The organism is Hoeflea sp. EC-HK425 (genome assembly GCF_902498795.1).
In the GTDB taxonomy this organism is placed as follows: domain Bacteria; phylum Pseudomonadota; class Alphaproteobacteria; order Rhizobiales; family Rhizobiaceae; genus Hoeflea; species Hoeflea alexandrii.
In genome coordinates, this window is record NZ_LR701568.1 from 1 (window position 1) to 8,291 (window position 8,291).

General features: G+C 59.0%; 8 protein-coding genes and 1 pseudogene. 5 read left to right on the forward strand and 4 right to left on the reverse strand.

What is annotated here, in order from left to right; translation table 11 throughout:
* Together SPHINGO391_RS02270 and SPHINGO391_RS02275 are read right to left on the reverse strand one after the other, a co-directional pair.
* A pseudogene (locus SPHINGO391_RS02270) lies at nucleotides 1-204 on the reverse strand (DNA polymerase Y family protein); the annotation flags it as partial.
* Complete coding sequence (locus SPHINGO391_RS02275; protein ID WP_152007320.1) at nucleotides 125-877, reverse strand: ImuA family protein; 753 nt, start codon at nucleotides 875-877, stop codon at nucleotides 125-127. The gene SPHINGO391_RS02275 and the pseudogene SPHINGO391_RS02270, both read right to left, overlap by 80 nt.
* Nucleotides 878-1,159: 282 nt before the next feature.
* On the opposite strand from SPHINGO391_RS02275, the gene SPHINGO391_RS02280 reads away from it, so the two are divergent.
* From SPHINGO391_RS02280 to SPHINGO391_RS02295, 5 genes are all read left to right on the forward strand, one after another.
* Nucleotides 1,160-1,825, forward strand: a complete 666-nt coding sequence (locus SPHINGO391_RS02280; RefSeq protein ID WP_152007321.1) for an SOS response-associated peptidase family protein — start codon at nucleotides 1,160-1,162, stop codon at nucleotides 1,823-1,825.
* 29 nt (nucleotides 1,826-1,854) lie between these two features.
* Nucleotides 1,855-2,502: an SOS response-associated peptidase family protein gene (locus tag SPHINGO391_RS02285; RefSeq protein ID WP_152007322.1), complete on the forward strand. Its 648-nt coding sequence runs from the start codon at nucleotides 1,855-1,857 to the stop codon at nucleotides 2,500-2,502.
* Nucleotides 2,503-2,759: 257 nt separating this feature from the next.
* On the forward strand, nucleotides 2,760-2,894 hold the full coding sequence (locus SPHINGO391_RS25325) for a hypothetical protein (RefSeq protein WP_280177915.1): 135 nt from the start codon (nucleotides 2,760-2,762) through the stop codon (nucleotides 2,892-2,894).
* 24 nt (nucleotides 2,895-2,918) lie between these two features.
* Complete coding sequence (locus tag SPHINGO391_RS02290) at nucleotides 2,919-3,602, forward strand: hypothetical protein (RefSeq protein WP_152007323.1); 684 nt, start codon at nucleotides 2,919-2,921, stop codon at nucleotides 3,600-3,602.
* 43 nt (nucleotides 3,603-3,645) lie between these two features.
* On the forward strand, nucleotides 3,646-3,966 hold the full coding sequence (locus tag SPHINGO391_RS02295) for a hypothetical protein (RefSeq protein WP_152007324.1): 321 nt from the start codon (nucleotides 3,646-3,648) through the stop codon (nucleotides 3,964-3,966).
* Nucleotides 3,967-4,065: 99 nt separating this feature from the next.
* On the opposite strand, the gene SPHINGO391_RS02300 is transcribed toward SPHINGO391_RS02295, so the two are convergent.
* Complete coding sequence (locus tag SPHINGO391_RS02300) at nucleotides 4,066-6,057, reverse strand: UvrD-helicase domain-containing protein (protein ID WP_152007325.1); 1,992 nt, start codon at nucleotides 6,055-6,057, stop codon at nucleotides 4,066-4,068.
* A gap of 3 nt (nucleotides 6,058-6,060) precedes the next feature.
* A complete protein-coding gene (locus SPHINGO391_RS02305) occupies nucleotides 6,061-8,115 on the reverse strand; it encodes an AAA family ATPase (RefSeq protein WP_152007326.1) in 2,055 nt (684 codons plus the stop codon).
* Nucleotides 8,116-8,291 lie beyond the last annotated feature (176 nt).

Consider the following 8,291-nt stretch of genomic DNA (forward strand, 5'->3'; position numbering starts at 1 on the left):
GCGGAAGAGCGCCTGGGCTTTTGCCGCCGGCATGCCGACCTTCACACCAACCTTCCGTGCCGCTGCATCTGCGGCCGCGACCCAGCGCCGGGAACCGCTCCGTGCGATGACGGCGATCGGCTGCTCAGCCGGCAGCGAAGGATCGGCCCGTCTGATCCTGTCGGTCGGCAGGTCCGGTAGATAGATCGATACGACCCGAGGCATCACAGGCTCCAACGATAAACTCAGCGCACTCGCCCGCTTTCACGCGCATCAATTCCAACAGCCAGTTTGCCCGACCGACGGTGGCGACCGGCAGCTCCTCCGAGGGAAGGACGCTCACCCGCCACCTCGTGGTCGAGGCAGTCGGTTGCCCATAGTCGGAGGCTTCCGTCGGCCGACGCCAGCGCCGGACGACGATCGCCATCGCGCCGGTCTTCTCGGCGGCGAGCTGCAGCCGGCGGCTCGCCACCATCGGCAATCGCACAAGCTCCGCGACGACAGCGCCTAGCCCGCCATAGGCAAGCGCTTCCTCCGCGTTCGCGAGAACATCCTCCTCCTTGTCGCTCTCGACGAAATAGACGCGGTCCGGATGAAGCCCGGCCTGTGCGAGCGCCGGGAAAAATAGGTCCGGCCGCGTCAGGCACCAAACGATCGGTCCCGTCGTGCGGGCGGCGATGCCGGCAACGAACAGCGCGGCCGCCGTGCCATCGACGGCTCCGGTCCCTCCGCCCGAGACTTCATGAAGCGCGCCGTAGGCAAGGCCACCGCCCGGAAGCGCCGCGTCGATCGCCGCCACCTGAAACGGCAACAAACCAGCCTTCCGCGACGCAGGGCTCTCCAGGGAGGCAATGCGTTCGCGCAGGTCGGTTATCACCCTGTTTCGGACAGCATTCATCGTTCACGGACTCCAAGGCGTTCGTGTTGGTGGGCGACGTCATGTCGTTTCGGGCTTGTTTGTTCTGTATCTGTTCCTCTATCGAAAAAGAGTCAAGCCACCCGAAAATAGGAAAATTGTCTCTCATTTTTTCGGGCGGGGGATTTTCCTTGCGAATCATTGAGATGCAGGCGCCTGGCGGACCGCAAAAAAGATTCGTCCCAATACGGCCAGAAGCAGCCGATTGTTCCTAATTTGTTCTTGTGATAGCTTGCGAGGACCAAACTGGACCGGAGGCTGGACTTGTCCCGGCTATTCGCAATTTCCCGCGCGGCTGAAGAGATTGTCGAGCATTTCGGCGTCGATGTCTCCTCGGTGACGAGCGTGCCCCCGGAGACCGTCGAGGGCACGCCCGGTCTGATCGTGCTCGAAAAGGATGGTCTGCGCCTGCTGAAATCCCCGACCTGGGGCTTTCCCCGGCAAACCGGGGAGATGCGCCATAGCGGAGAACCGCCGGGGCGCATTGGTCTCGTCGCGGATCTCACGAACCCACTCTGGGATCGCATCATTGTCGATCAGAGATATCGGTGCCTGATACCGCTGACCCATTTTGCCAATCCCGATGGCGTCAAAGGCTCGAAAGCGAGGACGTGGTTCTCCCTCCGGCGCCAACCGTTGATCGCCTGGGCCGGTATCTGCCGCAACACGCCCGAGTTCGGGCCGGTGTTCGCCGGTCTGACAATCGACGCGAACGACAGGATCAGACCGTTGAACGATCGGATGCCGCTCCTGCTGAAGCCGGAAGAATATGATCGATGGCTGCATGGATCGATTGAGGATGTCATCGCGTTCCAGTTTCGCGAGCCTCCTTCATCGGATGATTTCGAGGTTCTGCAAACGCGCGATCGATGGCAGAGCGGCACCCCGCCTTCCAAGGCTTCACGCCAGCGGGGCGACGTGTTTATCTAGACCGATGTCCGAGTTGAAAGGTTCGTCGCATGTGTAACCTTTATACCGTCCGCGTCACGGCCGCAGAGGTAGCCGCTCATTTCGGCGTGCCGAATCCGATGCAATCTAACGCGCCAGATGAGGTCTATCCCGGAACGCCCGGCATGGTCGTCACCGAACAGGAGGGCGTTCGCGAGCTGCGCTCGATGACCTGGGGTTTTCCGCTCCGGTTGAAGGGAATGAAGCCCGACGCCAAGCCGAAACCGGTCAACAATGTTCGTGAACTCACCAAGGGTATGTGGGTCGGCCTGGCGCGAAAACCGCAGTGGCGATGTCTGATCCCTGTCACGCATTTTGCGGAGGCGGAAGGTGAGAAGGGCAAGATGACCCGGACCTGGTTCAGCATGCGCGATGAACCGATCTTCGCCTGGGGCGGGCTCTGGCGCGTTAGCGACGAGTGGGGGCCAGTCTATTCAGGGGTCATGACAGACGCCAATGAGGCGGTTGCGCCGGTCCACGACCGCATGCCGGTGCTGCTTCATCGCGACGACTACCAGCAATGGCTTCACGGCAGCTTCGAGGACATCCTTGCGTTTCAGAAGCGGGTTTTCCCGTCTGATCTCATCGAGGTGGAGCGCACCACGGAACTCTGGGTGAAGAAAAAAGGTGCCGCTGCGCAGGAAACGCTTGCCCTTTAATAAACGGAAAGGGCTGAGAGAAGCGCGGCCTCTGGGCTGTGCCTCCCCGGATCGGCATTTAGTTCACAGCGGGACGTTCGTGAACTATCTCAGAGGCTTATAAAGACGGTCGATTTTTGATTTACAATGCTGTTTAACTTAGATTTTTTCGAAAATCCCTATCCAAACTGACCTCAACTGTCTCTATAAAGAACCTCCTAGGCGTCCTAAATTTCAGCCATCGGATCGAAAAGATTCAATGCGATGGAGAAATGAAAATGGAAGCTTTGACTGAACTTGTGCGTCTCCTGGTGGGACTGAAGACCGAACAGATGACGATCATGCTGGCGTTCGCAGCTCTCGGTGTTGCCGCGCTCGCCGTGGCAAATGTCCGGAAGAACGGAGACCGCTGACACATGAAGGGTATGAGGACATGGGTGAAGCTGCCGACCGCGTGGATCAATGCGGGCGGACTGAAGGCGTTTCGTTGGGATAGAGGGCAGGGCGCCAACAACATTGCTGCCCTCATGTGCCTTATGGTGATCGCGCATAACACCGATCCGGACACGGGTGAGGCGAGCGTGACCTACGACACGTTCGAGTGGGCGACCGGACTTAGCCGGGCCAAGATTTCCGGCGGCCTGGATGTCCTGGAGAAGTTTGGGCGAATGGAACGGCGCGTAGAAAGGCGACGGAGCACATATAAGTTGGCCGGCGTCGGCGCCATCGGCTGGGGTGCCTTGCCTGCGAAGCCTCTGTATGCCGGCGGCAAGGCATTGTCCTTCTTGCAGGACTTCAACCTGCGCAAAGCGACCGAACTCAATGCGCTGAAGCTCTATTTCCTATTTATCGCGCGGCGCGGGCGCGACACGAACGCTGCCAACATTAGCTACGACAAAATCGAGGAATATACCGGTATCGGGCGTGAGAAAATTCGCAGCGCGCTGAGCCTGCTCGTCACGCACGGCATGGTTCATGTTGATCATATCCCGTCAAACGTGAACAAGTTCGGTGTGTCGAGCGCCTACCGAATTCCGCACATCAAGCCCTATCTTCACCAGGGTACATCAGCGAGGGAGAAGCTGGAACTAACGGAAGCGGGCGAAGACATACCGTTTTAAATAGATTGTGCATTCAGGCAGCCGGGTTGGGAGGGCAGGCATTATGACGGCAAAGTTGGAGTCGCAATTTGATGAAGCTATGATGGGGATTTATCATCGGGCGAAAGTGGAAGCGAACTATCCAGCAACGGCGTTTCATCGGATGCTGGTGGAGCGCCGCGGATTATCGACAGCGAAATATCTTATCAACGCTGCCAAGCCGTCGGAAGGCTATACGAACCTTTGGGAACGGAAACGTCTTGATCTAACGGTCGAGGCCCTGATCTTGGATAATCCGAAATGGCATCCGCTGTTCACCCCGGCAGAGTTGGCAAAGGCAAGGGCGCGGCTTTCGGATTACGGCTACGAAATGCGACAAAATTAGCCGGCCGTTCCGTATCGGCGTTACGCGTCGCCATAATCGCTTCCGAAAAGCTTTCCATAGTCTGGCAGGTCTTAGCGAGATCGGCCCGGGATTAGGTTTCTAAGCCGGTGCGCAGCAATCGATAATCCTCCAACCGCGATCCGAAAGCGTGTCGAGTTCTCCGTCGCCAAAAGCATCCTTGCGCATCGCAAGGCATAGCAGGTGGGTTGGGCGGGTCATTGCAACATAGTGCAGTTTGAGCCGCCCAAGCATTCGAATGCCTTCCAAGACCCTCTTGCCGCGGGGGGTCGTTGTCGAACCGCCCGATTTCGATCCCAGCAACCAGGGTTTGAGTTCGCTGAGGTGGTGCTTATGGAAGAAGCTGTCGAGCACCAGCGTCGCCGTGTGCGTTTCGCCCTTCACCGAGTGGATCGATCCCAAACGAACACGAACCCGCGGCGCCCCTGCCGGGTAGGTGAAAAGGTTATCGGTGCGCGTTACGATGGCTGCCTCGCCTTCAGCAGCTATTGGCGCTTGGGGAGCAGTGAGGAACGCGACGACAGTCCCGTCCAACGCGGCCGCTCCGCTGAGCTGCCTGACTATGTTTTCGACAAGGGCTCGCGCTTGCGCCGCCCACACCTCGGGAGAGAACTCGCCTGCATGTGTCAGAACGATTTCCTGTAACGCGCGATAGCTGGCCCGTGCTTCACCCTCGCTAAGTATCTCCACGACCCTGCGATGCGGAGACTTCCGCGACATCCGACCATGCGTGCCACCGGCAAGCTCGCTGGCAGCCAGCAGTGCCGACGCCGTGGCGTTCACCAATTTATCGGTGTTCCCAACGGCTGATGACTCAAACCTCGCTCGCGCCAGATACTGCAGGAAGCTGCTCGGTGAGGCCTCTTTTCTCACGCACGAAGGATCATAACTGGGGACGTAGTGTCCCATCGCACGCGGGATATTATCATCGCCACCAGGTTCGTGGACGCCGGCAATTGCGGTAAAAACGCCCCGTTCGAGCACGTCTTCATTAAAGGTGTCCAGTAGATGCTGACCGTAGCGCGGCAAAACCGACTGCACGGACCCATCGTCAAACAGGAAGATCGCCCTTTCCTTTGGGTCGGCACCAAGGTGTGCGGGTGGACCGGCGCCAATCAGAGGCTGTGGAGCGACCCCCAGGCCCTTTATGTGGTCGGCGAGATCCTGCCCAAAACGATAGCTCCGTGGCATCGGATGCACGTCACCGCTCGGAAAGAGGTCGGTCGTGGCTCCACTTTGGTACGAATTCGCATAGATCGCCTGGTTGGAATCGCCGAACCGTTGCCTGCGCGATGGCGCGTCGCCGTCGCAGAAAATTCGGTGCAGCAGTGCTGATTGTGCTTCGCTATTGTCCTGCGCCTCGTCGATGAAAACGAGCGGGAAACGGCGACGTAGAGTCCGGATTGTCTCTGGGCAGCTATCAAGAAGCTCCTTTGCCCAGATGAACATCTCATCGAAACAGAAGTATCCTTGTTCACTGGAAGCCCGTCGCGCGTCAACAATTGCTTGATATGTCGGCGTCTGCGTCCCGAACCTACCAGTCGCACCGCCACCGTAGTCGGGCTGGGTGTAGATGAGGCAGGATTCCGTTAGATTGGCCTGCTGCAACGCCCAACGAGTATTGCGAGGTAACAAGGCCCAACGTTTTGCGAGCGCAATCTGTGTATCGACGCAGCGCACTTCGACACCCTTGGACCGGAGCCATGGCAGCGCCAGGTACTCGTTCACAAACGAGTGGATGGTCCCGACGAAGTGGGGATAGCGCATAAGCGCGATACCTGCCGCCGTGTTGCTCAATTTCGAACCGATCTCGTTGCGCGCTGCATTGGTGTGCGACAACACGCAGATGCCCTGCTGGCGGTACGTCCAGCGCATCGCAAGCACAGCTAGCTTCGCAACGAGCAATGTGGTCTTGCCGCTGCCTGGGCACGCTTCGAAATCGACCGTGTCAAGTCGGAGCATCGCCCGAAACCGGCTGTCGTCTCCCTCGACCGGTGCGAACCCGTCCGGCCCTAGACCCATCACGTCCGCCGCCCAGGCAACATCTTCGTCGCGGATTAGACCGTCGAACATTGCTCACACCCCCTGCTCAGGAGCAGCCTGCTGGTTTGGGTCAGCTTCCGCGTCGCCGGCAGGTAGGGGCACGAATGGTCCGGTAACATGGGCGATCGCGGCGACGACATAGGGCGGAAGCAATGCCCGAAGGCCCTCTGCATTCAGCACGCCATCGACGACCTCCTGCTCGAGTAGCTCAGCAAGATATTGTGCGCCAATAGCTTTGGAAGCCCCATCAGCCTCGAATAGGGCATAGACATGCGAGGAAAGCGTCGGACCATCGTGACCTGCATTGACCAATGCCTGATAGGCGACGTCCGCGGCGTCGAGGACGACAGCTCGCGTGGTCGTGGCCGCGTTGAGCCTGTCATCGGCAATCGCTAAAGTAGCCGCGCGGAAAACATGCTTCCCAAGCCCATGAAAGGCGAGATCGTATTCTAACGTCCACTCGTCGGCGACGAACGTCTCGACCCTTTGGCCCGACGCTTTCGCCCGGCGTTCCGCCCGCCGCTGGTTCAGCTCATCGCCGGGAAAATCGGCTTTCACCCTCCATTGGCGCTTGGAGGGCGGACGCGGGGGAATAAGCTGACCCTCGTCGAGCTTTCCGACGATCCACGGCGCATTGTCGGGCATCACGTCTAAGTCGGTGATGCAAGCGACGGGGATATTGATAGGGCCGTCCTGTGCCTCATTCTCACGCATGAAGACCCGGGCATAGCGCCCGAGCCCGACGCCTCCGACATTCACCACGGACACACCGTGATGGTGGAAGTCGCGTCCAAGCAGCCTGGCAATCACCGGCAGCAGAATGTTCTCGGCATCGCCTTCCACAACCAAGACCGCCCGGGCGAAGAACAGATTTGCTTTGGTCACGTCGAGAAAGCGTTCGAGAAAGCGATAGTCCGACGTGCTAAGCTTGGTCTTGCCCTCGCACATCGGGAATGCCCGCCCGCCTTCGATCAGAACAAGATTGCGGAGCCGCAGATCCGAGGCGAGGTTGGGACTGTGCGTCGTGGCGATGATCTGGATATGTTGTCCGTCGGAGCGTTTTTTCTCCGCCTGTTCTTGCAAAAAGGACATCAACCGCAACTGGCGCTGCGGGTGCAGATGCGCCTCGGGCTCTTCGATAAGCAGGAGCGGAAAACCGTCGCTTTCCGCGGCGAGGAGCAGCAGCTCGCACGCCATGAAAAGGAGATTGTTCGAGCCCAGCCCACGGCTATGCGCGCTTTCGGTATCAGCCGACGCGGTCAGTGCCAGTTCGAGTTTCTCAAGGAGCTGTCGTAATCTCAGGCCGTCTTCTTGCGCGCCGGCCACTCCAATCCTGGCATGCAACAGGTCGTTGGCGAATGAGAGCGGCTTTAGATACTCGTCATTGAGCCGCTTGCGCGCCTGCTTGATGCCTTCACTCTCACCGAAAAGATGTGACGCATAATCGCCCAACCCGAGAACGCTTAGCGTATTAGGGTCCACTGGCGCTTCCGCAAGCTTGTTAAACGGATTGCCGGTGTCACGGATTTCCTTGGTGTGCTGGAGGATCTGCGACAGGCGCGAACCGCGCCCAGCGCTCATCGCGCGCTCTGCATCTCGCAGGGGGCGCAGATAGGTCGCCGTCAATAGTGATCGTGCTCCTAGATCCAGCAGAGGACCGTCACCCTTGGCGCCTGTGCGCCACTCGGGTGGCAGCACACGCCGCGAACTACCTTCTTTAGCATTGCGCTTCGCCACCCAGGTCAGGATCATTGCCGTGTCGGTCGCACCCGCGATTGTCTCGTACGTGAGAAATTCTGCAAATGCAGCTCGGTCGGCGAGCGTTAAGCCGCGAAAGGTCAGTCGGATAACGATCTGGTCGGCGGGGTCGGCCGCAGGTGCCGGCTGATGGAAGTCCATCGGGTCGACGCGAGGCACCTCTTGGTCGCGCGTACCGAGCACCAATCGGAGTGCATCAATAACCGCGGTTTTGCCTGCATCGTTCTGACCAACGAGAGCGGTAAGTCCCGGCGTTAGTGGAAGGACGAATGCCTGATCACCGGCACCAAACAATCGAAAGTTTTCAATCCGAATCTCTGCTATGTACACGGAAAACCCCTTTGGGGTTCAACCTATCAGTGAGAGCGGGACCGTTAAACCGTTTTCTGAAGCTGCCTTGGATGTTCACTCGAGAACGCCCGAACTGAAGGCCCACAAGGCAAGCAAATTTAGATTGCGCGACCCATTTCATGAGGCGGAAACGCAGGTCAGTTCCATAATAGAAC